The 446-nt window shown below is 47.8% G+C and carries 1 protein-coding gene; it reads left to right on the top strand.

Features of this window, described 5'->3' with window-relative positions:
* On the top strand, window positions 1–446 hold a 446-nt coding region (locus tag B7705_RS00180; protein WP_193431895.1), incomplete at both ends, for a hypothetical protein.

Below are 446 nucleotides of genomic sequence, written 5' to 3'. Positions count from 1 at the left end.
GTGCTTCAGCATCAGTAAGTGCAAGTCACTCAGCATCTGTATCAGCTAGCCAATCAGCAAGCGCCTCTGTATCAGCAAGTCAAAGTGCTTCAACATCAGTAAGCGCGAGCCAAAGTGCCTCAGCTTCAGCATCAGTAAGTGCAAGTGAATCAGCTTCAGCATCTGTATCAGCAAGTCAATCAGCTTCAGCATCAGTATCTGCAAGTCAATCAGCTTCAGCGTCTGTATCAGCTAGCCAATCAGCTTCAGCATCTGTAAGTGCAAGCGAATCAGCTTCAGCATCAGTAAGCTCAAGCCAATCAGCTAGCGCATCAGTATCAGCAAGTCAATCAGCTAGCGCATCAGTATCTGCAAGCCAAAGCACTTCAGCGTCAGTATCTGCAAGCCAATCAGCTTCAGCGTCTGTAAGCTCAAGTCAATCAGCTTCAGCATCAGTAAGCGCAAGC

Origin of the sequence: Streptococcus oralis subsp. dentisani (genome assembly GCF_002096685.1) — a bacterium.
Classification (GTDB): domain Bacteria; phylum Bacillota; class Bacilli; order Lactobacillales; family Streptococcaceae; genus Streptococcus; species Streptococcus oralis_AD.
Note: the sequence above shows the minus strand (reverse complement) of the source record. Positions and strands in the feature narration are given on the sequence as shown.